General features: G+C 71.0%; 18 protein-coding genes and 1 tRNA gene. 13 read left to right on the top strand and 6 right to left on the bottom strand.

Translation table 11 applies throughout. The features are described from left to right. The first annotated feature begins 41 nt into the window (after window positions 1–41). From ACO0M4_RS21880 to recQ, 7 genes are all read left to right on the top strand, one after another. Window positions 42–114, top strand: a tRNA-Arg gene (locus tag ACO0M4_RS21880). Between the two features lie 426 nt (window positions 115–540). Then, the gene (locus tag ACO0M4_RS21875; protein WP_430372542.1) at window positions 541–762 is read left to right on the top strand and encodes a CarD family transcriptional regulator; all 222 of its coding nucleotides are present in this window, start codon (window positions 541–543) and stop codon (window positions 760–762) included. A gap of 1,273 nt (window positions 763–2,035) precedes the next feature. Then, on the top strand, window positions 2,036–2,437 hold the full coding sequence (locus tag ACO0M4_RS21870) for a hypothetical protein (RefSeq protein WP_430372541.1): 402 nt from the start codon (window positions 2,036–2,038) through the stop codon (window positions 2,435–2,437). Between the two features lie 86 nt (window positions 2,438–2,523). Beyond that, window positions 2,524–3,267 (top strand): ATP-binding cassette domain-containing protein, encoded by a 744-nt coding sequence (locus ACO0M4_RS21865; RefSeq protein WP_430372539.1) that lies wholly within the window; start codon window positions 2,524–2,526, stop codon window positions 3,265–3,267. 2 nt (window positions 3,268–3,269) lie between these two features. Next, a complete protein-coding gene (locus ACO0M4_RS21860) occupies window positions 3,270–4,508 on the top strand; it encodes a DUF7224 domain-containing protein (protein ID WP_430372538.1) in 1,239 nt (412 codons plus the stop codon). Continuing rightward, window positions 4,505–5,104: a hypothetical protein gene (locus ACO0M4_RS21855; protein ID WP_430372536.1), complete on the top strand. Its 600-nt coding sequence runs from the start codon at window positions 4,505–4,507 to the stop codon at window positions 5,102–5,104. The genes ACO0M4_RS21860 and ACO0M4_RS21855 overlap by 4 nt, the downstream gene beginning before the upstream one ends. Before the next feature lie 547 nt (window positions 5,105–5,651). Beyond that, a complete protein-coding gene (gene recQ / locus ACO0M4_RS21850; RefSeq protein WP_430373887.1) occupies window positions 5,652–7,694 on the top strand; it encodes a DNA helicase RecQ in 2,043 nt (680 codons plus the stop codon). Between the two features lie 310 nt (window positions 7,695–8,004). Here the strand turns inward: recQ and ACO0M4_RS21845 are convergent, their stop codons facing one another. Both ACO0M4_RS21845 and ACO0M4_RS21840 read right to left on the bottom strand, forming a co-directional pair. Then, window positions 8,005–9,297, bottom strand: coding sequence for a sensor histidine kinase (locus tag ACO0M4_RS21845; protein WP_430372534.1), 1,293 nt, complete (start codon window positions 9,295–9,297; stop codon window positions 8,005–8,007). Continuing rightward, on the bottom strand, window positions 9,294–10,010 hold the full coding sequence (locus ACO0M4_RS21840) for a hypothetical protein (protein WP_430372532.1): 717 nt from the start codon (window positions 10,008–10,010) through the stop codon (window positions 9,294–9,296). The genes ACO0M4_RS21845 and ACO0M4_RS21840 overlap by 4 nt, the downstream gene beginning before the upstream one ends. Before the next feature lie 242 nt (window positions 10,011–10,252). Between ACO0M4_RS21840 and ACO0M4_RS21835 the strand changes: the two genes are divergently transcribed. Next, window positions 10,253–10,537 (top strand): hypothetical protein, encoded by a 285-nt coding sequence (locus ACO0M4_RS21835; protein ID WP_430372530.1) that lies wholly within the window; start codon window positions 10,253–10,255, stop codon window positions 10,535–10,537. Window positions 10,538–10,693: 156 nt separating this feature from the next. Here ACO0M4_RS21835 and ACO0M4_RS21830 read toward each other — a convergent pair whose 3' ends face one another. Further along, window positions 10,694–11,764: an isocitrate lyase/PEP mutase family protein gene (locus ACO0M4_RS21830; protein ID WP_430372529.1), complete on the bottom strand. Its 1,071-nt coding sequence runs from the start codon at window positions 11,762–11,764 to the stop codon at window positions 10,694–10,696. Between the two features lie 63 nt (window positions 11,765–11,827). Here ACO0M4_RS21830 and ACO0M4_RS21825 point away from each other — a divergent pair, with 63 nt between their 5' ends. Beyond that, complete coding sequence (locus tag ACO0M4_RS21825; RefSeq protein WP_430372528.1) at window positions 11,828–12,664, top strand: ArsR/SmtB family transcription factor; 837 nt, start codon at window positions 11,828–11,830, stop codon at window positions 12,662–12,664. A 51-nt stretch (window positions 12,665–12,715) separates the two neighbouring features. On the opposite strand, the gene ACO0M4_RS21820 is transcribed toward ACO0M4_RS21825, so the two are convergent. Next, the gene (locus ACO0M4_RS21820) at window positions 12,716–14,308 is read right to left on the bottom strand and encodes a glycosyltransferase family 39 protein (protein ID WP_430372526.1); all 1,593 of its coding nucleotides are present in this window, start codon (window positions 14,306–14,308) and stop codon (window positions 12,716–12,718) included. A 293-nt stretch (window positions 14,309–14,601) separates the two neighbouring features. Continuing rightward, window positions 14,602–17,406, bottom strand: a complete 2,805-nt coding sequence (locus ACO0M4_RS21815) for a D-alanyl-D-alanine carboxypeptidase (protein WP_430372524.1) — start codon at window positions 17,404–17,406, stop codon at window positions 14,602–14,604. Between the two features lie 262 nt (window positions 17,407–17,668). Here ACO0M4_RS21815 and ACO0M4_RS21810 point away from each other — a divergent pair, with 262 nt between their 5' ends. The 3 genes from ACO0M4_RS21810 to ACO0M4_RS21800 all read left to right on the top strand — a co-directional run bounded on the left by ACO0M4_RS21810 (window position 17,669) and on the right by ACO0M4_RS21800 (window position 20,041). Continuing rightward, the gene (locus ACO0M4_RS21810; RefSeq protein ID WP_430372522.1) at window positions 17,669–18,436 is read left to right on the top strand and encodes a GOLPH3/VPS74 family protein; all 768 of its coding nucleotides are present in this window, start codon (window positions 17,669–17,671) and stop codon (window positions 18,434–18,436) included. Window positions 18,437–18,755: 319 nt separating this feature from the next. After that, on the top strand, window positions 18,756–19,622 hold the full coding sequence (locus ACO0M4_RS21805; RefSeq protein ID WP_430372521.1) for a helix-turn-helix domain-containing protein: 867 nt from the start codon (window positions 18,756–18,758) through the stop codon (window positions 19,620–19,622). Between the two features lie 209 nt (window positions 19,623–19,831). Beyond that, entirely contained in the window at window positions 19,832–20,041 is a 210-nt protein-coding gene (locus ACO0M4_RS21800) for a DUF397 domain-containing protein (protein ID WP_430372520.1), read from the top strand. 148 nt (window positions 20,042–20,189) lie between these two features. Here ACO0M4_RS21800 and ACO0M4_RS21795 read toward each other — a convergent pair whose 3' ends face one another. After that, the gene (locus ACO0M4_RS21795; RefSeq protein ID WP_430372519.1) at window positions 20,190–21,113 is read right to left on the bottom strand and encodes a hypothetical protein; all 924 of its coding nucleotides are present in this window, start codon (window positions 21,111–21,113) and stop codon (window positions 20,190–20,192) included. Window positions 21,114–21,283: 170 nt separating this feature from the next. Here ACO0M4_RS21795 and ACO0M4_RS21790 point away from each other — a divergent pair, with 170 nt between their 5' ends. After that, on the top strand, window positions 21,284–22,507 hold the full coding sequence (locus ACO0M4_RS21790) for a PLP-dependent aminotransferase family protein (RefSeq protein WP_430372518.1): 1,224 nt from the start codon (window positions 21,284–21,286) through the stop codon (window positions 22,505–22,507). The last annotated feature ends 158 nt before the right edge of the window (window positions 22,508–22,665 follow it).

The following is a 22,665-nucleotide window of genomic DNA, read 5'->3' as shown; positions in this document are numbered from 1 at the left end:
CCGCTACGCTTATCGCCGGATCGGATCACCCCGATCCACCCGCCTCCGTAGCTCAGGGGATAGAGCACCGCTCTCCTAAAGCGGGTGTCGCAGGTTCGAATCCTGCCGGGGGCACCTGCATCAAGCCGTTGACCTGGGGTTTCTTCCCCAGGGAGGCGTTCCATCCGGCCTCGGACTCCTCGTCCGGGGCCGTTTGCATGAGCGGTGCGAGCGGTGCGTAAGCGGATCGGCGGGCGGCCGATCTCCTCTTTGCGATGCCGCCGTAGGGCACGGACCATGTCGAGTCGAGCGCGGCGGTCCGGGCGCCGGCGTCGGCCTTGGGGGCGTCCTCGTACACCTCCCGGCCGTCCACGATGAGCGCTGCTGACCTGGGGCTCCTCGACCCGCGAGGCGGCCGGAGACCCGGTCGCAGGACACCACCCTCGTGGCATGTTTCCCTGCCCTCGCGCCCAAAGCCGCCGTTGCCGTCCGGGTCGGTGCCGAGCAGCGAGTGTGGACGGCCACAGCCAACGGGACACACGTAGGCGCATACTGGGGGCAATGACAAAGCCTGCTGCACCGAAGCGTCATTTGCCTACCAGCCCCTTCAAGGTTCCGGTCGCGCCTGCGCCCAAGCACTTCACCGTGGGCGACCAGGTCACACACGACATGTACGGCCTCGGCCGAGTGATCGGCATCGAAGAGGGAGTCGCGGCGCTCGTCGATTTCGGCTCGTCGCGAATGCGGATCTTGAGCCCGTACGCCAAGATGACCAAGCTGTAGGACCGCTGTGCCCGGTCACGGCACGCCAGGCCCCCTCAGGGGCCTGTAACGAAAAGGGAGACCTCTCATCGATCTGACATCGCTGTTCTCCGCCCCGGAAGGGCAACCCCGCCGCGCCACCGCAGCATCGCCGCCTCCGACGACAAACCCCTTCCAGGCCCCGGACTTCGGGGAAGACGAGACCTTCCTGCCCGAGGATGCACAGGAGCCCACCTCGGGCATGTGTGCCGCGCGGTCCAAGGCCGCCTAGCTCCCACGAGTGCGGCGGTTTCGACAGCTGGCCGCGGGCCGTCTCCGGTACCGCGGCGAGGAGCACGGCCGTCTGTCTCGGTCCCCGTCGCAGTCGCCGACGCAGTCGCCGCCGCATTCAGCCCTGCGCACCGTCGTCCAGCCGAGACCGTGCGCCGGGCCCTTCCCGTAGGCAAACCGCCCACGAACGCAGCTGAACGCCCCTGCACACAGCCCAGCGCCCCACCAACACCGTTGGGGGGCGATTTGGGGTTGGCCCTCGGTGCCGAGGCGTCCGCGCCATCGCCCGCCTGAGTGGGCCGGCCCGGCCGCCAGCTGCGCCTTTACCCGCCACGACGCAGGCTTCGTGCGTGCGCGATGTGTGCGCGATGCGTGAGCGAACTATCCGGTACTGGGCGTCATACGCTGGATCGAGTACGCAGCCGCATGCTGCTGACCAAGGGAATCGGCCGGCCCGGATCTCTTCGGTAGCGATCCGGGCCGTTGTGCCGATCGTGCCGCTGGCGAGCACCACCCGGCACCGAGCGCTGTTGCTGCGCTTGTCGTAGTGAGTCTGGAGCCTGACAGCTTCGAACGACGACCGACCACCGTCCGATCCAATCAGGGCAGGTCAGACCGTTCGCCTGGTGACAAGAGCTGGCCAGCATCCGGTCTCCGCCGCGTTATTGCGGAAGATCCAAATCCGCATCGGGCGCCAACCGTCTTGAAGAGAAGGCCGTAAAGGTCTGCGGCGGGTTCGCGCTCCGCGGCGGAATCTTTGACGACACCTGTTCGCCGCCCCACATGCGCGGCGAACAGTTCATGGACCGGATCTACGAAAGGCCACCTTGTAGGCCAATTACCTCAACGGACACCGAAGTGAATATGAAGGTGCCCTCACGGCCAAAAGGTGGCGCGTTTCCTACGGTTGCACGACGGCACTGCCTGGCATGGGTCACGATCACGGCTGGCTTCCACTGTGGAGCCAGGGCACATAACGCCCACAGGGGCGGTGCACTTTCCAAACTCAAGGGGAGGGATATCCGTGGAGAACAAGCCGATCTCAACGCGTCGTAAGGCGACTCTCGTCGCCGGAGTGATCCTGGCGGCCACGGTCGCAGGGACCGTTCCGTCCTGGGCCGAGGGACAGTGGTCGAGCTACATAACCAACTGGACCAACGGTGCTGAGTCCCGCCGCTGGACGGACAACCACAAGGACGGAAACGCGACCACCATCGGGTTATCCGGCTGCAACTTCGGCGGCGCGGGCGCAGTGAACATCAACCTGTACCGCGCGATCGACTACTGGCCCGACAGCAGCCAGGGCATGCACAGCATGGACTGCACGACCGACTCGTGGGGCGCAATGGGCACGAAGGGGGAATACTACTTCGCTTATGAAGGCAACCACACGATCAACGTGAGAAGCGTCGTGGTCAAGTACTAGCTGCGCTCTCTTCGCCCGGCGCCGCCCAGAGCCCCTGGGCGGTGTCGGGTATTCGTCTCTCCCCCCTACCTCACCCTGGAAGCACCGTGCCGATCAGTATCAGTGACTGCTCATTTATGTATCGTCGAGGGTTGCCTGTCCTGGAGGGCCTGAGTCTGTCCCTCGGTCACGGTGCGACGGTCCTGCTCGGGCCCAATGGCGCAGGCAAGTCAACCCTCCTAGGGCTTGCGGCATCTGCATTGCAGCCCCGTTCCGGGCATGTCCGTATTAGTGGCCTAGACTCTCGCAATCGCAAGGACATCAAGGCATACCGCCGTAAAGTCGCCTGGCTTCCCCAGCAGATCAAGCCGATACCGGGGCTGCGGGTCCGCGAACAGGTGGCGCATGCCGGGTGGCTGAAGGGCATGACCCGCGTCGACGCATGGAACTCCTCCAAGGAGGCTTTGAACAAGGTCGGCCTTGCAGACCTGTCGACGCGGCGCAGCACGGAGTTATCCGGAGGGCAGAAGCGGCGTCTGGGCATTGCTCAGGCGTTGGTGCACAGTGCCGAAATCGTTCTCATGGACGAGCCGACAGCCGGGCTTGACCCCATGCAACGCGCGACGTTCAGAGATCTCGTCGGGAAGCTGTGCTCCACGGTGGCCGTGGTGGTGTCCACCCACCAGACCGAGGACCTCGCCGACATCTACCAGAGCGTTGTCGTTCTTGGGCAAGGTCGCGTCAGGCATCAGGGGACAGTTGATTCGTTTCTGGAACTGGCGCCGGCCGGCACTCCTGCGGAGCGGCAGGCGGAAGCCGCCTACGCCACCATCTTCGCGGCGGAGGTCTGAGCATGTACGTGAAGACGGTCCTGAGGACCTCCACAGCTCCGCGAGCAGCTATCGTCCTCATTCCCTGGTTGCTCGCATACAGCGGCAACATCCGTCGGTGGATCACCGACGGATACTGGGAGTCTGTCACTGCACAGAGCAGCTTCCTGTTGGGTTTCATCGCCCCGGCTTGCGCAGCATGTGCTGCGTGGGAGGGTGCACGGGTCAAGCGTTCGGGAATGCTGGAAAGTGCCCCCTCCAGGACCCCGCTGAACATAGCTATTTCGGTGCTGTGGCCCGTTGCGTTCCTAGGTGCCCTTTCGGTGATGCTGGGGGTGGTTCTCTCTGCACCGCAGGCTTCAGGGCTTCCCGCATGGTCATCCTTCGTACTGCTCACCGTTGAGATAGCTGTAGTTGTCGCGCACACCGCTGCGGGATACACAGCAGGACTGATTCTTCCCCGACTGCTGGCTGCTCCCGCCGCGCTGATTGCCAGCTTTCTGTGGATGGCCTTCCCGGCTGCCATGGGCAACCCGCCATGGCTACGACAGCTCAACGGCCATAATTTCAATGAATGTTGCGCACTCGATCAGGTGCCCGATGGCAGGGGGCTCGGTGCGGCGGCCATCGTCGCCGTCGGCGTGACGATTGCGTGCGCGGCGTGGATCAATATGAGTGGCGTGCGGCGGCTGCTGGGTCCGGCGGTTCTGGGTCTGGCCCTGACGACAGGATGCGTCATGGTCGCCCCCATGGGCTACCGCTCTGCACAGCCCCGTGACCTTGCCGAGCTTGATTGCCGCACCGGGCCGAGCGGGGTATGCCTGTGGCCCGAGCAGCAAGGAGCAGCGCTGAGCATCGAGAAGTGGGGCTCTGCAGCGCGGCGCAACCTGGAGGCGGCGGGGGTGCACCCCGCGCAGAAGGTCAAGGTGATGTCGGCAGCGCCCCGTCAGGGCGAGGTCGCCTCCGTAGTGGCGTTCAGCGCTGTCCCGCAGGACATTCCGCCGTGCGCGCGCGCCGGACAATGGCCGGGGAGCCAGGCAACCGGACCCGTGATGGCGTGGCTGGTGCTCACTGCTGGGACACCGCCCCAGGACGTTGAGGGCGCCTACGCCGAGGCCGAAGTGCGGCTGGCGCAGCAGGTACGGCACCTTCCCCTAGTTGGACAGCAGCGCTGGTTCCACCGTAACGCCGCCACACTCACCCGATGCGACAAACAACCCGACCTCGCCCCAGAGCACTTTGCTGCGGGTGCTGCCCGGTGAACCTGTGGGCTCGTATCCGGATGCTCCCTGCGGTATGCGGGGCGCTGACGGTTGTGATGGTGCTGGGGGCGGCTGCTCCGTCTGTTGCGTTGCCGATTCCGCTCGTGTTCGGAACGGTGTCGATTCCCTTGCCAGTCCCGCTGTTGTTGCCACTGTTGCCGGTATGTCTGATATTGCACGGTCAGTCCAGAGGGGACATGGAAGCGGAGAAGGTTGCGGTGCGGCCTGTCGGGGCATGCGACGCGGCGGCCATGGCCGGACTGGTGGCACTGGCCTGCCTGGTGGGCGTATTGGAGGCGTGGTGCGGCCGCACGACGGGAGTCGCGATGGGCCGGGACTTTGCCGGCTATCTGGGCCTGGCTCTGCTGATCCGGTGGGTTGGCGGGCCGGGTGCGGCCAACGTCGCCGTCGCGTTGTTCCCCTTTGCCTGCGCGTCATTCGGCATAAGGCCGAGCGGGCATCCACACGTGTGGGCATGGCCGTTCCATGAGCCTGGCTCGGTTCCGGCGACTGTTATGGCTGCCGTGCTCCTCGTTGGAGGTCTGGTGGTGGCTCGGCGAGATCCGTTGATCAAGAGACAGGGAGACGCAGAATAGGCGCGCGGCACGGAGCGTGGACATCGGTGGCGAAGCCCGAGGCCGGCGGCGGGGAGGCATCCGGCGCCGCGGGCGGAAGCAGGCGGGCGACGAGAGCATGACAGGCGCGGGCCAGCAGAGAGGCGCCCACGGCGTCCCCCGGCCCCGACCTCCGGCCTGGAGTCACGTACGTCCGGAAGGTCTTGCGGTTGCGCGGTCGTCTCGTTCCTGGATCGGTGGCTCGGCCGCTCACCCGGCGTCTCGTGCTTCGCGCGGTGTCCCGTGGCGAAGACCGTCGCTGTGGGGCTACTGCGTCCAGCGCAACATCGCGATCCGGCGGGAGCTGCGAACGTACGTGTGATCCCGACGTCCCGACGTTCCGGCATCCAGGCGTCCCGCCGCTGGAGGGTGGGGCCAGGTTGTTGGCTGAGGCGTTCTTGTCTTGAGCAGCGGTTATTGCTCGGGGGGTGTCACCTGCGGGTGGAGTTATCCACAGGGTCGACGGCGGGGGCGTCGGAGCTCGTACGCTTTCGGGGTGGTTCCGGCGGACGTGGGAGTGGTCGTGGGCGTGGAAATCGACGTGGATGTGGACGTGGCAGGTGCCCCGGGTGCGGGCGAGGCGGTGCAGACGCTGCGCCGGGTGTTCGGGTACGACGCGTTCCGCGGGGATCAGCAGGAGATCATCGAGCAGGTGATCGGCGGCGGGGACGCCGTCGTCCTGATGCCCACCGGCGGGGGAAAGTCGCTGTGCTACCAGATCCCCTCGTTGGTGCGGCCGGGCGTCGGGGTGGTCGTCTCGCCGCTGATCGCGTTGATGCAGGACCAGGTCGATGCGCTGCGGGCGCTGGGGGTGCGGGCCGGGTTCCTGAATTCGACGCAGGATCTTGAGGAGCGGCGGCTGGTCGAGGCCGAGTTCCTGGCCGGCGAGCTGGACCTGCTGTATCTGGCGCCGGAGCGGCTGCGGGTCGAGCAGACGGTGCAGCTGCTGGACCGGGGCAAGATCGCGCTCTTCGCCATCGACGAGGCGCACTGTGTGGCGCAGTGGGGCCACGACTTCCGGCCGGACTACCTCATGCTGTCGATGCTGCACGACCGCTGGCCGGACGTGCCGCGGATCGCGCTGACCGCGACGGCGACGAAGGCGACCCACACCGAGATCACGTCCCGGCTGCGGATGGACGAGGCCCGGCACTTCGTGGCGAGCTTCGACCGGCCCAACATCCAGTACCGGATCGCAGCGAAGAGCGAGCCCAAGCGGCAGCTGCTGGAGCTGCTGCGCAGCGAGCACGCCGGGGACGCCGGGATCGTGTACTGCCTGTCCCGCGCCTCGGTGGAGAAGACCGCACAGTTCCTGGTGGACAACGGGATCGCCGCGGTGCCGTACCACGCGGGGCTGGACGCCCGCGTGCGCGCGGAGAACCAGGCGCGGTTCCTGCGCGAGGACGGCCTGGTCGTGGTCGCCACCATCGCGTTCGGGATGGGTATCGACAAGCCCGACGTGCGGTTCGTGGCCCACCTGGACCTGCCGAAGTCTGTCGAGGGGTACTACCAGGAGACCGGCCGCGCGGGGCGGGACGGCCAGCCGTCCACGGCCTGGCTGGCGTACGGGCTACAGGACGTGGTGCAGCAGCGGAAGATGATCGACGGGTCGGAGGGGGACGACGCACACCGACGCCGGCTCTCCGCCCACCTGGACGCGATGCTGGCGCTGTGCGAGACGGTGGAGTGCCGGCGCATCCAGCTGCTGGCGTACTTCGACCAGGAGAGCGGCCCGTGCGGCAACTGCGACACCTGCCTCACGCCACCGCAGACCTGGGACGGGACGGTGCCGGCGCAGAAGCTGCTGTCGACGATCGTGCGGCTGAAGCGCGAGCGGGGCCAGAAGTTCGGGGCGGGGCAGATCATCGACATCCTGCTGGGCCGGAAGACCGCCAAGGTCATTCAGTTCGACCACGATGCGCTGAGCGTCTTCGGGATCGGGGCGGATCTGCGCGAGGCCGAATGGCGCGGCGTGGTGCGGCAGTTGCTCGCCCAGGGACTGCTGGCCGTGGAGGGGGATTACGGGACGCTGGTGCTCACCGAGATCAGCGGCGAGGTGCTGCGCGGGCAGCGCGAGGTGGCGATGCGGCGGGAGCCGGAGAAGCCGGCGCGGGCGGCCAAGGCGAAGAGCAAGGGCAAGCGGGCGCCGGTGGATCTGCCGGAGGAGGCGCTGCCGGTCTTCGAGGAGCTGCGCGGCTGGCGCGGCAGTACGGCCAAGGAGCAGGGCGTCCCCGCGTATGTGATCTTCCACGACGCGACGCTGCGGGAGATCGCGGTGGCACGCCCGACGAGCATCACCGAGCTGGGCGCCATCAGCGGAGTGGGGGAGAACAAGCTCGCCAAGTACGGAGAGCAGATTCTGGAGGTGCTGACCGGAGGGGGAGCCGCGGCCGGGACGCCGGGGCCGGCAGCGACGGCAGCGACGGCAGAGGCAGGAGCGGCAAGCTCGGCAGGGGCGGCCGGAGCGGAGGCGGCCGGAGCGGCGAAGGCGACGGCAGCCGTGGCGGCCCCGACAGCGGTGTTCGAGGAGGACGAGGTGCTGCCGGAGCCGCCGGACGACATCGATTGGTGAGGCGTAGGTATCAGTGTGGTGAGACATCAGTGTGGTGAGAGATCGGTGTGGTGAGGCACCGGCGCACGGCCTGACGTGGTCGGCGTGACGCGGCCGGCCGGACGTGGCGGGTCTGACGCGGCCGGCCGGACGTGGCGGGTCTGACGCGGCCGGCCGGACGTGGCGGGTCTGACGCGGCGGGTCTGACGCGGCGGGTCTGACGCGGCCGGCCTGACGCGGCTGGCATGCCGTGGCGGCCGCGCCTGGCCTGGCCCCGCGCGGCACGACTGGCGCGACCGGCACGCCCCGCATGACCGGCACGACCGGCCCGTTACGGCGTGGTGCCGGTCCCCGCCGGGGGATGTGGCGGGAAGGTCAGGACGGCGCGGGCGCCGCCGTCGGGGGCGTTGCCGAAGTGGAGGTCGATGCCGAGTACGGCGGCCTGTCCGACGGCGATGGTCAGGCCGAGTCCGTGGCCCCGGCCCCGGCCCGGGGCGTCGGTGCGGAAGCGCTGCGGACCGTGGTGGAGCAGTTCGGCGGGATACCCGGGGCCGTGGTCGCGGACGACGATCGTCGGGGTGCCGCCGGGCGGGGCGTCGACGGTGACCGTGACCGGCGGCCGGCCGTGGCGGTGGGCGTTGAGGACGAGATTGGCGAGGATGCGGTCCAGGCGGCGCCGGTCCGTTTCGACGACCGGGTCGGCGTGGATCCGCACGTCGGCATCGAGGCCGGTGGCGCGGACGGAGCGCAGGACCAGCGGGCCGAGTTCGTAGGCGGCGAGGTCCGCGTGCTCGGTGCCGGAGTCCAGTCGGGAGATCTCCAGCAGGTCCTCGGTGAGCCGGTGCAGGGCGCGCAGCCGGTCGTTGATCATCTCCTTGGGACGGCCTTCCGGGAGGAGCGCGGCGGAGGCGAGGATGCCGGTGAGCGGGGTGCGCAGTTCGTGGGCGACATCGGCGGTGAAGCGCTGTTCGGCCTGGAGGCGGCTCTGGAGGGTGGCGGCCATGGAGTCCAGGGCGGCCGCCACCGCGGCCACCTCGTCCTGCGCCGCCCGCCCACCGAGCCGGCGCTGACCTGCGGTTTCGCCGACTCTGGCGTCCAGGTCGCCGGCGCTGATCCGGCGGGCGACGGCCGCCGTGGTGGTCAGCCGGCGGCTGATGTGGCGGGCCAGGAAGAGGCCCGCCGTGGCAACGGCCGCGGCGGCGAGGACGGCCGAACCGAGGATCGCGGTGTCGAACTTGTCCAGGGTCCAGCGGGTGTTCCCGTAGGGCGACCAGACGGCCATGATCTGGTCGTCGGCGGGTGCCGCCGCCCACATGACGGGCCGGCCGCGATAGCTGCCGACCATGCTGCCGCGCCGCCCCTTGCGTACCAACTGCCGTAGCGCGTCGGGTAGTTCGGGCGGGTCGAGGACGGAGTTGATGCCTTCGCGCGAGGTGCCGTACTCGAAGAGGTCCAGTGCGGTGTCCAGGTCCGCGCGGGTCTCCTTGCGGACCTGACCGACGGTCTGGCGAGCCACCGCGTTGTGCACGAGCACCCCGAGGACGGCGGCGACCGCGCAGCACACCGCCGCCACGGTCAGCGAGATCTTCCAGCGGAGGGAGAGCGCCGGGCGGGGGCGCCTCACCGGGGATTCCCCGCTGGGCCGGGGGCCGGCGAGGCGGGTTTGGGTTTGCGGGCCAGGTCGAGGGTGAGGTCCCACAGGCCCATCGACCGGCCGTCCCAGACGTAGTCGGTGACGCTGACGTAGCGCGGGTCCTTGGTGGGTTCGCGGATCGCGAGGTGGCCGGCGGCGAGCTCCACGCCGGCCAGTACGGCGCGCAGCGCGAGGACCCGGGTGACCACCGTCTTCCGGACCGTGTAGACGCGCAGTTCGCTGGTGCGGTCACCGAGGTCGACGACCGCGATCAGGTCGGGCTTGCCGTCGTCGGTGAGGTCGTGCAGCTCCGGGCGGCGCACGGAACCGGGCGCGGGCGGGGTGCCGCCGGACGCGGTGAAGTCCGCGTCGAGGACGGCGAGCGGGTCGGCGTCGGCCATGTTGCCGCTCGGGACGCGCGGGAGGGCGGGGAGCGGCTTGAGGGCGACCGGGTTCTCGTTCTCGCGCAGCGGGGCGGGCGAATACCGCGGCCACAGCTCCAGCGGCGCGTTGACGCGGCGCGCCCGGCCCTCGTCCTTGAGCCCCTCGGGGCTGGCACAGCCGGCGAGGAGAGCCAGGGGGATGACCGCGGCGAGGACGAGGGGAGCGGCCAGGGCACGGGGTGCGGCCAGGGCACGGGGAACGGGCGCCGGGGTACGAGGGCGGGCGACCGGCGCGCTCCACACGGGGCGAAATGCGGACATAGCCTGACCAAGCTACCCAAGGCGCAGGGTCAGGGAATCTTCGGGACGACCGTTCCGGCGGCGAATGGGCCATCGGGCGGCGCCTCGCGGCGGACTGCCCGGCCGCTTCGTCACAGGACTGACCGGAGAGGTGGGGCTGTCTGTTACACAACGTACGGATCGCCGTTATGGACCCTCCGTAGCGTGCTCACACGTACCGCATCCGTAGGGTGGCCGCCGGCCGCCCCCGTCGAGGAGTACCCATGCGTGCTCAGCGCCGCTCCGTGATCCGCACCGCCGCCGTCGCGACCGGTGCACTTGCCGTCATGCTGCTGCCCACGGGCGCCGCATTCGCCGCCGACTCCACCGCGCCGACGGAGAGCCGGACCTCGATCGTGCTCCCCGACGAGGGACTGGCCGGTCTCGCGGAGAAGGCCGAGCACCTGCCGAAGGCGGGCCTCATCGGTGGCGCGGCCGCGCTGGGCGCGGTGGGCGTGGGCGTCGCGGTGCAGCGACGGCGCCACGAGGCGTCGAACCGGTCCCGCTAGGCCCCGGCAGGCCCCGCTAGGCCCCGACAGCCGTCGCGGATCGTCCGACCGGCCCCGCTGACGGCACGAGTCGCCGAACCGACCCCGGTAGCCGTCACGAGCCGCCGAGCCAGTTCCGAAGGCCGTCACGGTTCACCGAACCAGCCCCGGCAGCCGTCACGACCCGTCCGCGGCCTGGGAACGCCAGGCGTTCCCGTCGCCCCCATCGGCGTGGTCGCCCCCATCGGCCCGGTCGGCCCGGTCGTCGCCCCCTCCCCCCGTGAGGCGCTGCACCTCCCCGTAAGCCAGCACCGCTCCGAAGTCGTACGCCGGCGCGCCCCCGGAGTCGTCCACCGGCCCGTTCGTGGGCGTCGGGGTCGCTCCCCCGGCCTCGGTGGGCCGAGCGCCGCTCGTGCGGAGCGCGTCCGCTGCCGCGCAGGCCGCCCCCAGGGCCGTACGGAACAGCAGCGAGCCGGTGCTGATGCGGCGGACGCCGAGGTCGGCCAGGTGGCGGACGGTGTGCCGGCCGGGTGCGAACAGGACGTTCAGGGGCGCGGCGATGCCGCCGACGAGCACCGCGAGCTCCGCTTCGGCGGTGACGCCCGGCACGAAGATGCCGTCCGCGCCGGCGGCCACGTAGGTCTCGGCCCGGGCGAGGGCCTCCGACAGGGGCGGCGGGGTGTCCACCAACCAGTGCGTGTCGATCCGGGCGTTGAGGAAGAGGCCCGGAGTGCGCTCCTTCACCGCACGGATCAACTCGGCCTGACGGATGGGGTCTTGGAGCCCTCCGTCGCCGGGGAGCCCGTCCTCCAGGTTGATCCCCGCCGCGCCGCAATCCGCCAACTCGGCGGCCAGAGCGGCGACTTGTTCGGGGTCGTCGCCGTAGCCGCCCTCGATGTCGACGGTGTACGGGCAGCGCAGCCGGCCTGCGAGCTGGCGGGCCAGGGCCAGCGTGGCGGCGCGGGCCTCGGGGCTGCCCTGGCCGTCCGGACAGCCGTGCACGGCCGCGACGCCCAGGCTGGTCGTGCCGATCGCCGGGTGTCCGGCGTCGGCGAGGGCGAGGGCCGAGGCGCTGTCCCAGGCGTTGGGGAGCAGGAGCGGGTGGCCCGGATCGTGGTGGAGCGCGTGGAAGGCGGCGAGGTGCGGGGCGGGTCCCGGCGCGACGGCCGCACGCGGGCCCCTGCCCCCGCCGTCGTCGGTGCCCCCGCCGTCTTCGCGGCCCGCGCCGCTGCGCGTATCGGTGGTCATGCGGGCACCGTAAGGCGGTGACGTGTCGGTGGTCGCCGAAGTGTTGCTGCGGACAATGGGCGTATGACGTCACCGAAGCGGACACCGGAACGGCCCGGAGCCGGCCCACCGGCACGGGCGCGAGCGGACGCCCGGGACGGGGCCAGGGCCGGGGCCGGGGCGGACTCCCCCGCACGCCCCGTACCGGCCCCCGACTACAGCCAGGAGCTGGCCCGGCTGGCCGCGCTGTTGGCGGACCGCACCCGGGCCGCGTTCTGCCTGGCGCTGCTCGACGGGCGGGCCTGGACGGCCGGCGAACTCGCCGCGTACGCACGGGTGGCGCCCTCCACCACCAGCGAGCACCTGTCCCGGCTGATCGACGGCGGGCTGCTCGTCGAACGGCGGCAGGGCCGGCACCGCTACGTCCAACTCGCCGGACCGCGCGTCGCCGAACTGCTGGAATCGGTGACCGCACACCTGGAGCCGCCGGCCGCGGCGCCGCGCGGGCTGCGGGCCGTCAACGCCTCGGCGGCACTGGCCCGCGGCCGCACCTGTTACGACCACCTGGCCGGCCGGCTCGGCGTCGCCCTCACCGACACCATGACCGCGCGCGGCCTGCTGGACCAGGACGGCGGTTTCGCGCTCACGGACACCGGCCGGGAGTGGTTCGCGGACGCCCTCGGGATCCCGTCCGACACCCTGCGCGGTGGCCGCCGCCCGCCGGCCCGGGGCTGTCTTGACTGGACCGAACGCCGGCAGCACCTCGCCGGCACGGCCGGTGCCCGGCTCTGCGACGGGCTGCTGGAGCGGCACTGGATCCGCCGGATCGGGACCGGGCGGGCGGTCCGCCTCACCCCTGAGGGCACGACCGCGCTACGGGAGCTGCTGGGGTTCGACGAGCAGGCGGCGGGGCTGGTGTGACGGCGGCCGCCACCCGGCCCACCGCGGCTCCCCACCGGCTCGGTCCCGTACTCAGCAGCGGCCGCCGCCGCCCGGACCGCCGACCCGCACGTAGAGCGTGATCCGCGCTCCGCGCACCTCGGTGCTGCGGCAGACCGCGAACGCGGAGCGCAGCGTGGCCCGCTTGGCGATCTCCTGGTCGCTGTCGTCGGCCGGCTGCCCGGCCGGGTCCCCGGCGACCACGATGCGGCGACTGGCCAGCATCCGGTCGCGGATCTCGTCGCCGGAGCGCTCCGTCCCGTAGAGGGTGTGGGACGCCACCGGGCTCTTGTCCAGGGCGAGGTCGTGCAGTCCGCGGAAGTCGTGCGGCCGGGTCGCCCGCCAGATCCGGCGGCGGGACGGCGTGAAGAGCAGCCCGTCGCCCGGCTCGGACAGCTGCCGGACGGCCTGCGCGACCGCGGTGACGTCGTCGACCCGACTGTCCGGGCTGCGCAGGTGGACGTCCACCGGGAGCAGCGCGATCAGGACCAGCGCCACCGCCGCCAGCCGCCGCAGTCGCCGGCCGCGGGTCTGGCCCGCGGCGCCGGCCGGCCGCAGCAGCCGGGCCGACGCGGCGCCCGCGACCAGCGCGAATCCGACGACGTAGTAGAGGACGTAGCGGTCCACGTAGGCGGGCTCGACGTTCGAGAGGAGCAGCAGCAGGACCGTGGGGAGGAGGAGCAGCGGGATGCCGAGGGCCCGCAGGCCGATCGGGCCGCGGGACCGCACCGGAACGCGGGCGCACAGGACGCCGAGGACGGCCAGCACCGCGAACGTCAGGAGCTGGATCGGGTCCGGCCACATCAGCCAACTGATCTGGGCCGACTGGCGGGTGCTGAAGACGGCGATCGGGGCGAGGACGGCGAGCACGGTGCCGGCGGCCAGCAGCCAGGCCCGTCGGACCCGGCGGGGCAGCCGGGCCAGGACGACGGCGGCGCCGTGTGCGGGCAGCGCCAGCGAGGCGAACTCGTGCAGCAGACAGGCCAGGAGCAGCAGCGCGGTGTAACCCCACCACAGCGCGCGGCGCGGCCGTGGCCGGGAGGTGCCGCCCCGATGGGGGTCCGGGGGAGGCGCCGTCGAGGGGGACGGGGTCTCCCCTGCGCATGGGGGTCCCCCCGCTCGATCGACGTGGAGAGAGGGGGAGGAGTCGAGGGCACGGGGAAGGTCGGGCGACGGGCGGACGGCCAGCACCAGCAGGTACGACGCCCAGACGACCAGGGCGCAGACCATCGCGTACGAGCGGCCCTCCTGCGCGTACTGCTGGACGACCGGGACCAGCGCGAAGGTCAGCCCCGCGCACAGCCCGGCGCGCGGCCCGACCAGGCGCTGCCCCAACAGGGCCACCCCGGCCGCGGCGGCCGTCATGGCCACGACCGACGGCAGCCGCAGGCCGATCACCGCGCCGAGGGTGTCGCCGAGGGTGGCGTCGTAGAAGGCGAACCAGCAGTGCATCAGCGCGTAGTACAGGCCGTGCACGACGTCGGCGTGCAGCAGCGTCGCCCCCAGGTCGGGCAGGCTGCGGTGCGCCATGTCGTAGGTGACCGCCTCGTCCCGCCAGATGGCGTCCTGACGGCGGATCCCCCACGCACCCAAGAACAACATCAGCCCCGTGGGCACCAGCACCACCGCGCTCCGTATGGCCCAGGCGCGGCGGATGGCGGCGAAGGGGGCGGCGTGCGGGTACGTCGGGTACGCCGGGGATGCGGTGGCCGCCCCGGCCCCGGCGGATGGCGAGAGCGCCCGGGGTACCTGGTGCGGCTGCGACGGCTGGTGCGGCTGCGGCGGCGGCGCTTGCGACGCGTCGATGGCGGGCTCCGGTCACATCGGGGGCGGCGCGGCCGGCCGGCCGCGGGGGCGGACGGAAAACGGCCGGACGGCCGGGGGATGGGGGACATCCGCCCGGCCGTCCGGCCGTCATCTCAACCCAGTCGGATCAACCTCGCGCCGAAGGAGGGCTTGGCGAGGTCCTTCTGGAGGGCCACCGGCACCCGCTGGGCCTCGGCCCCGCTGCCGACGATCAGTTCGCCGACCACCGTCCCGGCCTTCGCCTCGTGCGGTGCGACCTTGCCGCCGTCGCCGACCTGCAGTTCCAGCTTCTGGCCGGGGACGCCGATCGCCTTCAGGTCCTTGGTGGCCACGACCGGGGTCTGGCCGCCCAGGCCGTCATCCACGTAGCCCACGACCTGGCCCTTCTTCACAGCGGTGGCCGAGGTCAGGGCGTTGCGCACCGCCTCGATCACCTTCTTGCTGTTGTTCTGGACCATCGTCAGGCTGTTGGAGCCGTTGGGGTCCAGACCGTTGAAGTGCTGGTCCATCATCGTGCCCAGGATCAGCCGGTCCTTGCCGTCCACCGTCTTGTACGCCGCCCACGACAGCGTGCCGCCGGCCGCCGAACTGGAGCCGGTCTTGATGCCCTTGACGCTCAGCCCGGCCACGATCAGACGGTCGTTGTTGTTGTTGATCCGCGTCGGCAGACCCGGAATGTCGGCGTTGGGCAGCGCGACTATCGGCCGGAAGGCGTCGAACTTCATGACCGCCTCGGCCAGTTTCAGCTGGTCGACCGCGGTGCTGACGGTCTTGGCGTCCAGGCCGCTGGGGTCGGTGTAGGTCGTGTTCTTCATGCCGAGGTCCTTGGCGGCGTCGTTCATCTTCTTGACGAACGCGGCCTCGGAGTCGGACTGGGTGTCCCAACGCGCCAGCAGCCGGGCGATGTTGTTGCCGGACGGGATCATCAGCATCTTGAGCATGTCCTGCTCGCTGAACCTCTGACCGGTCTTGAGCCCCTCGATGCGCGACTCGCTCTCGGAACCGCCCTCCGCCACCGTCTTGGCATCGACCTCGATCTGCGGGCCCTTGTCGTTCTTGTCCTTCAGGGGATGGCCCTTGAGGATCACATAGGCCGTCATGATCTTGGCCACGCTCGCGGTCGGGACGGGCTTCTCCTCGCCGAACGTCCCCAGGGCGCCGGAACCGACGACCTTCACCGCCGCCTGCCCCTTCTCGGGCCACGGGATGGAGAGGTTGCCGCCCTCGAAGGTGTACGAGGACTTGGCGTCGCCGAGGGTCAGGGACGGGTCGGGCAGCGGCCGCACCGCCTGGACGACCGCGAAGATGATCGCCAGCAGCACCGCCAGCGGAGTCCAGATCTTGAACCGCCGGACGACGACGCGGACCGTGGTCTCGGGCGGCGGCGGGGTGTTGGTGAGCTTCGCCAGCAGATCGAGCGGCGGCAACGGTTCCTGCCGGGTCCGCTCGGATTCGGCCTCCGCCGCGGACGTGCCGGGCGCGGCCGCGTCACCGGCGGCGGCCGGGGCCGCACCGGTCTCGGACTTCGCACCCGTCTCGGACTTCGCATCCGCCTTGGGCGACGCGGCGGGCGGCATCGCGCCGGGGGCCTTGCCCGGGGCCTTCTCCAGCGCGCTGCCCGAGGTCTTGCCCTTCGCGGCGGCGTCCGGCTCCGCCCCCTTCCCGCCGGAGGCCGCCCCCTTCTCCTTCTCCTGGCCCTCGTCCTTCGGGCCCTTCTCCTCTTCCTGCTCCTGGTCCTCGGAGGTGCTGCCGGGCTTGCGGAGCGGGGTCTTGGGCGCGGTCTTGCCGATCGACCGCTCCGCCGAACCGTCGTCCGACGACTTCAGCGCCACGAACTGACTGGTCCGCTCGGCGTCCCGCTCGTCCGCGTCGGCAACGCCCTTGGCCTTCGCGTCGGCACCCTCGGCACCCTCAGCCTTGGCGGCCGCAGCCTTGGCGTCCGCGTCCTTGCCAGTGCCCTTGCCAGTGCCCTTACCGGCGTCCTTACCGGCGTCCTTACCGAGCTTGAAGACGGCGGTCGGCTGGTCGGCGGGACGTTCCGCGGCCCCCTTGTCGGACGCCTTGGGCTTCCCGGTCTTCGCAACAGCAAACACCCGCGTCGCGTCGTCGGCCGGTGCCTCCTCCGCGCCCTCGCCGGTGCCCTTGTACGCACTGAGCTTCTTCGGCTCGACCGTTTTGAAGACCGCGGTCGCCTGATCGACGGCCTTGCCCCCGTCCCCGTCCACCGAGTCGTCCGCGTCCACGGAGTCCGCCCCGGACCCCTTCGCGGAGCCCTTCGCGGACGCGCCCTCGGCAGCCTTCTCGGCGGTCGCGCCCTTCTCCTCGGACGCCTCGGACGCCTCGGACGCAGCCTTCTCGGCAGGCGCGGCCTTCTCCTCAGACGTGGCCTTCTTGTCGGGCTCGGCCTGAGCCTTCTCCTCGGCGGGCGCAGCCTTCGCGTCCGCGGGCGCATCGGCCTTCAGGCGGCCCGCGCCCCCCTTGGCCTTCTCCGCCCCCTCGGCGTCGCCCTGCGCGGCCTCCTGAGTCGCCTCAGCGGCCTTCCCGGGCTCCTCGGCGGACTCCTCGGCAGGCTTCGCCTCGTCCACCTCGGACGACGCGTCGGACTCCGCCGCACCAGACGGGCTCTTCCCGGACGCCTCGCCCGCGCCAGAAGTCTCCTTCTCGGAAGTCTTCTCCTCGGAAGTCTCCGCGCCAGAAGTCTTCTCGTCGGAAGTCTCCGCGTCGGGCGCCGTCTTCGCCCCGCCCCCGGAGCGCTTCTCCGACTTCCCGGGCTTCCCCGACGTCGCCGCGCCGTCCCGATCCCCCCGCTCCTCGCGGAGGATCGTCAGCCGCGGGTCCCGTTCGGTGTGCGCCGTCTCCCCCGACGACTGCTCCTTGCCCGACTTCTTGTCCGACTTGTCGGGGGACTCGCCCGCCACCGATGTCTCCTTCACTACGTCGCAGTGCCCTGCCTGGTGCCAGCTGGTACCGAACGGGACCAGTGTTCCCAAGTCTCCTGTGTCCGAGCGGCCGCTTCCCACCGCCACGCGAACCGGTAGATGCCGCGCCCCTCGGAAGATGTCGCCGACGTGCTAGACGAGAACGACATACCTACCGGTTCCCTACCGAACCCCCCACGCACCCTCGACAGATGAATGTGAGAGGGGTCACCCTGTCATTCATCCACGCGGGGAGGCTTGGATGGGCAGGAGCCGCAGAACAATTCCGGAGGAGCTTCTGCTGCTGGCTTTGGACCCGGCCACGGGCACCACAGCACAGCCGCAGTCGCTCGACCTCGGCCTGGCCGGGGCACAGCTAGTCGAGCTGGCTCTGGCAGGACGGATAGCCCCAGACGGGGATCGTATCGCCGTGGTGATGTCACGGCCGACAGGAGATCCGACTCTGGACTCAGCGCTCGAACTGCTGCGCCGTCGCGGCAGTCCGGTGCGCGCGGTCCACTGGATCGGCGGGCCCCGACTGGGGCTGCGCCAGACCTACCTCACGCATCTCGAACGGTGCGGCATGGTTCATGCCGTGGCGGGCCAGATGTGCGGGGTGCTGCCGACGACGCGCTACCAAGCGACGGAGACGGCCATCAGTCGGGAAATCAGAACCCGGCTCGACAACGCGATCCGCACCGGCGTCCCACCGGACCCGCGGACCGCGGCGCTCGCCGCACTGGCCCACGCGGTCGGCCTCGGCAAGCACCTCTACCCGGGGAACGAGGGGCGGTCATCGCGCTCCCGTCTTCGGGACCTGATCCGGCACGACCCCATGGGCGGGCTGGTCGCACACGCCGTCATGGACGTCCAGAACGGCGTCGCGGCGCAGCCGCGGCGGCCCTCGGGACCGGGCGGCAGCCCGGGCGCCCGGACAGCGACGGCCCGCACGACGGCCGACGCGACCGGCGTACCCGGCCAGTCCCGACGACACGGGCACGGCAGCATGGCCCGAGTCGGCGCCCGCTGAGGCCACCGGCACCGTAGGGGTGCGCCAGCCCGCGCTTCGTCGCCACCGGGTGTCGCCGCGCACCACCGCACCACCAGGGCAGCACCCGCACCGCGGCTGCGCCCGTCAGCGCCACCGCACCGCCCTTTCCCGGACCGTTCGGGAGCCGCAGTGAGAAGCGCGGGGTGGCGGGCCGAGCCGTTCGGACGACGGCCCGGTCCGCCACCCCGCGCACATGTGCGCTCGCCTACTGTGTTCATTTGACTGCGCGGCGTCCACATGAAGTGGCAGTCTGCTCAACAAGAAATGACAGCAGTACGGAGCCGGAGGTGCACGTACCGTGGCGTCCAACGTCAACCCCACCGTCAGGCGACGCCGATTGGGCCAGGAGCTCCGCCGGCTCCGGGAGGACAAGGGCCTGACGGCGGAGCAGGTGGCCGAGCGGCTACTGGTCTCCCAGTCGAAGATCAGCCGGCTGGAGAACGGCCGTCGCAGCATCAGCCAGCGCGATGTCCGCGACCTGTGCGGGGTCTACGAGGTCGAGGACCACCGGATAGTGGATTCGCTGATGCAGATGGCCAAGGATTCGCGCCAGCAAGGCTGGTGGCACGCCTTCGGCGACATTCCGTACAGCGTCTACATCGGTCTGGAGACCGAGGCGGCGTCGCTGCGGACGTACGAATCCCTGCTGGTGCCCGGTCTGCTCCAGACGCCCGGTTACGCCGAGGCGGTGATTCCCGGCACGGTCCCGGAGCTGGCGCCGGAAGACCTGGAGAAGCGCATCCAGGTGCGGATGCGCCGCCAGGAGCGGGTTCGGGAGTCGGAGCGCCCGCTGCGGCTGTGGGTCGTCCTGGACGAGAGCGCGCTGCGCCGGGTGGTCGGCAGCCACCTGATCATGCGCGAGCAACTGGAGCACCTCGCCGAGGTGAGCACGCTGCCGCATGTGACGGTGCAGGTGCTGCCCTATGACACCGGCGCGCACGCCGGGATGTCGGGGACGTTCTCGATCCTGGAATTCGATGACGCCGCCGATTCCAGCGTGGTCTACATCGAGGGTGTCACCAGCGATCTCTATCTGGAGAAAACCAACGATGTACACAAATACACCATTATGTACGAGCATCTACGGGCGCAGGCATTGAGCGCGGACGCCAGTCGCGAGTTCATCGCGGAGGCCGCCAAGCGGCATGCGGACGCGATGAGTTGAAGGCGCTGGGGCGGGGGCGACGGTCCCAAAAGTGCGGAATATTAAATTCCGGCGAACGGGCCCGCACGGTACACCTGAGCCACCGCGTCTGAAAAGAGATCACGGAATATGCCATTCGGACGGGTGAACGGCCCTCTGCGGCCGGTGATGTTGGCGCGTAGCGTCGTCCTCACCGAATCCGCGGTAACTCAGCGTAAGGTGGAGTGAAAATGGCCGTTCAGCCCAATTCCGCGTTCTCCTGGACCAAGTCCTCGTACTCCGGCGGCAATGGCGCCTGTGTGGAGATCGCCGTACCGACCACTGCGGCCATCGCGGTGCGCGACTCCAAGGTCCCCGACGGTGTGCGCCTCACCTTCGACAACTCCTCTTGGAGCAGCTTCGTGTCGGACGTCGCCACGGGCGCGTTCGACCTCTCCTGAGCCGAGTCGTCACCGACCACAGTCCGTGTGACGTCAGCGCAGTTATGAGCCCTCTCGACTGGATCGCCGTCCCGGCCGAGGGGGCTCGGCCATGTCCGCGTACGGGCGGGCGCCCCGGACCGCCACGGGCGGTCATCGGCCCGGCCGCTCAGCGGAGTTCGGCCACGTAGCGGTCGGTGCCCGGGACGGTGGGGATGAAGGGGGCCACCAGCTCGACGCGGCCCAGGCCGGCGGCGGCGACCTCGGTCGCCAGGTCGGTGAAGTGCGCCGCCCAGGCGCGCCGCGGGTCCTCTTGGAGGAACCACAGCAGGGTCAGCCGGGTATCCACCCCCTCTACCTGTTTGACGTAGGCCATCCGGTCGCCGGGCAGCGGTGTCGGCCGGAAGACGGTGACCAGCGCCGACGGCGAGTCGGCCAGGCGCCGCGGCAGATGGTGGGAGCACAGCCACTCCAGCAGGGCGGCGCGTGACTGCGGGCCGTCCGCGTCGATCACCTCCAGCACCAGCCCGGCGTAGGGGTGGTCGAGTGCGTGGAAGTCGCGGGGGCCGGCCGCGCCGTCGCGGTAGACGGTCGCCGCGTGGTTCTGGAAGGCCGTGAAGACGTGGGTGCGGTCGTGGTGGACCCGGTCGTCGCGGTTGAGGCGCTGGTTGATGGCGACGGTCCACCGCATGTGGGCGTCGTAGCGGCCCTCGGTGAGCCAGTAGGTGGAGAGGTAGCAGCCGGCGGTGACCGGGCGGGCGACCGCGGAGCGCTCCGGGTAGCGCAGGAGTTGCAGATCGCGGGTGGCGACCCAGCGGCGGCCGGCGAAGATCCAGGGCATGGCCATCGCGCCGGCGATGTAGTGGTCGTCCTCGTACCAGCGGTTGTACGCCCGCTCGTGGCCCGGGTGTGGTTCGACCATAGTGATCAGGGCGTGGCCGGGGCGGACGCCGTAGGGGCCGGTGGCGGGCAGGGCGGCGTAGGCGGCGAGTTCGTCGGCGGCCTGCGACTTTGCGGTGTCCGCGTGCGTGGCCTGGTGGTTGGTGCGGTGGTCGGCGGGCCGGTCGGTGTGGTGGTGGTCGTCGGTCGTCATGGCGGACAGGTGTAGCTGACGTGGCGTCAGAAGGGGAGGGGTGCGGACGGGGGATCGCGGTGGCGGTTCAGCATGCGGGCAGCCCTGTCTGGTTGGCCGAAACACGTCTAAGCTGCCTGGCATCTGCAGCTAACGATGGTTAACGCAGATCATGAGCGATTGGAGCTGCCATGTCAGACCAGGCCCTGACCCTTGCCGTCGCCCCCGTCCCCGAGCTCGCCGCGCGGGCGGCCCGGACCGGCAGCTCGCCCGTACGCGACATCCTGGCGCTGACCGCCCGGCCCGAGGTGATCTCGTTCGCCGGTGGGCTGCCCGCGCCCGAACTCTTCGACGTCGAGGGGATATCCGCCGCCTTCCGGGAGGTGCTGGCGCAGGCTCCCCGGCAGGCCCTGCAGTACTCGACCAGTGAGGGTGATCCGGAGCTGCGGGCCGCCGTCGCGGCGCGCACGACGGCCCGCGGGCTGCCCACCGACGCCGACGACCTGCTGGTCACCACCGGATCCCAACAGGGGCTGACGCTGCTGGCCGCCGCCCTGCTGGAGCCGGGCGACGTGGTGCTGGTCGAGGACCCCTGCTACCTGGCGGCGCTCCAGATCTTCTCGCTCGCGGGCGCCCGGGTGGTGGCGGTGCCGACCGACGACGAGGGGCTGGATCCGGCGGCGCTGGACGAGATCGCCGCCCGCGAGAACCCCAAACTGCTCTATGTCATCCCGACGTTCCAGAACCCCACCGGGCGGACGCTGGGCGCCGAGCGGCGGGCCGCGGTCGCCGAGGTCGCCGCCCGGCGCGGACTGTGGATCGCCGAGGACGACCCGTACGGGGAGCTGCGCTTCGAGGGGGAGCCGCAGCGCTGGGTGGCGTCCCTCCCGGGGGCGGAGGACCGTACGGTGCTGCTCGGCTCGTTCTCGAAGGTGATGGCGCCCGGGCTGCGGCTGGGCACGCTGCGGGCGCCGGCCGCGCTGCGGCGGGCCTGCGTCATCGCCAAGCAGGCCGCCGACCTGCACACCTCCACCATCGATCAGGCCGCAGCGGCGCGGTACTTGGCGGCCTCGGACCTGGACGCGCACCTGGCGCGGGTCAAGGACGCCTACCGGGAGCGGCGGGACGCCCTGGTGGACGGGCTGGCCGGGGCGCTCCCCGAGGGCTCGCGGTGGAACCGCCCGGCGGGCGGGATGTTCGTGTGGGCGACGCTGCCCGCGGGGTACGACGCGACCGCGTTGCTGCCGGAGGTGGTGCGGCACGACGTGGCGTACGTCCCGGGCGCGCCGTTCTTCGCCGGGCGGCCTGATCCGGCGGCGATGCGACTGTCGTTCGTGACCCACCCGGCGGAGGAGATCGGCGTGGGGCTGGAGCGGCTGCGCGCGGGGCTGGCGGCGGCGCGGCAGGCCGCGTAACGGCCGGACGGCGGCCGTCCACGGGCCCGTGGGGGGCGGATCGTGGCGGGTGCGGTCGGCGACGAGGTGGCGGTGAGCGTGCCGGGCGGCCGCACCCGGCTCCGGCGGCCTTCCCTTCGCTGCGCGGCACGCCTACGCTGACCGTCTCCACGTTTCTG

It is taken from the genome of Streptomyces sp. RGM 3693, from assembly GCF_050471125.1.
Lineage (GTDB): Bacteria > Actinomycetota > Actinomycetes > Streptomycetales > Streptomycetaceae > Streptomyces.
The sequence above is the reverse complement of the archived record's forward strand: the minus strand, read 5'-3'. Positions and strand labels throughout refer to the sequence as shown.

What these genes read in the sequence shown, in the direction of transcription:
- ACO0M4_RS21800 (WP_430372520.1), top strand. Translation starts at nt 19,832, where the DNA reads ATGGCCGTTCAGCCCAATTCCGCGTTCTCCTGGACCAAGTCCTCGTAC.
- ACO0M4_RS21875 (WP_430372542.1), top strand. Translation starts at nt 541, where the DNA reads ATGACAAAGCCTGCTGCACCGAAGCGTCATTTGCCTACCAGCCCCTTC.
- ACO0M4_RS21790 (WP_430372518.1), top strand. Translation starts at nt 21,284, where the DNA reads ATGTCAGACCAGGCCCTGACCCTTGCCGTCGCCCCCGTCCCCGAGCTC.
- ACO0M4_RS21860 (WP_430372538.1), top strand. Translation starts at nt 3,270, where the DNA reads ATGTACGTGAAGACGGTCCTGAGGACCTCCACAGCTCCGCGAGCAGCT.
- ACO0M4_RS21810 (WP_430372522.1), top strand. Translation starts at nt 17,669, where the DNA reads ATGGGCAGGAGCCGCAGAACAATTCCGGAGGAGCTTCTGCTGCTGGCT.
- ACO0M4_RS21825 (WP_430372528.1), top strand. Translation starts at nt 11,828, where the DNA reads ATGACGTCACCGAAGCGGACACCGGAACGGCCCGGAGCCGGCCCACCG.
- ACO0M4_RS21795 (WP_430372519.1), bottom strand. Translation starts at nt 21,113, where the DNA reads ATGACGACCGACGACCACCACCACACCGACCGGCCCGCCGACCACCGC.
- ACO0M4_RS21835 (WP_430372530.1), top strand. Translation starts at nt 10,253, where the DNA reads ATGCGTGCTCAGCGCCGCTCCGTGATCCGCACCGCCGCCGTCGCGACC.
- ACO0M4_RS21830 (WP_430372529.1), bottom strand. Translation starts at nt 11,764, where the DNA reads ATGACCACCGATACGCGCAGCGGCGCGGGCCGCGAAGACGGCGGGGGC.
- ACO0M4_RS21840 (WP_430372532.1), bottom strand. Translation starts at nt 10,010, where the DNA reads ATGTCCGCATTTCGCCCCGTGTGGAGCGCGCCGGTCGCCCGCCCTCGT.